The organism is Microtetraspora sp. AC03309 (genome assembly GCF_020826795.1).
GTDB lineage: Bacteria > Actinomycetota > Actinomycetes > Streptosporangiales > Streptosporangiaceae > Microtetraspora > Microtetraspora glauca.
The window spans coordinates 1-273 of the sequence record NZ_JADDIL010000680.1 but is presented as its reverse complement, the minus strand read 5'-3'; the positions used below and the strand labels follow the sequence as shown (position 1 = coordinate 273).

Annotated in this window: 1 protein-coding gene; it reads right to left on the bottom strand. The window is 71.1% G+C overall.

The annotated features are described in order from the left end of the window. Window positions 1–231, bottom strand: a 231-nt coding sequence (locus IMZ11_RS44915) for a hypothetical protein (RefSeq protein ID WP_228649942.1), incomplete at its 3' end; no start/stop codon positions are given. Between the last annotated feature and the right edge of the window lie 42 nt (window positions 232–273).

Below are 273 nucleotides of genomic sequence, written 5' to 3'. Positions count from 1 at the left end.
GCTGGGGACGGTCACCGCCACGGGCGGCATCCCGGTCCCCGTAGGAACGCTGGGGACGGTCACCGTACGAACGCTGCGGCCGGTCACCACCACGAGCGGCATCCCGATCACCATACGACCGCTGCGGACGATCGCCGCCACGGGCCGCGTCCCGGTCCCCATAGGACCGCTGCGGCCGGTCACCACCACGGGCAGCATCCCGATCACCGTAGGAACGCTGGGGACGGTCACCGTAGGAACGCTGACCACCGCGATCGTCGCGCGAACCGTACC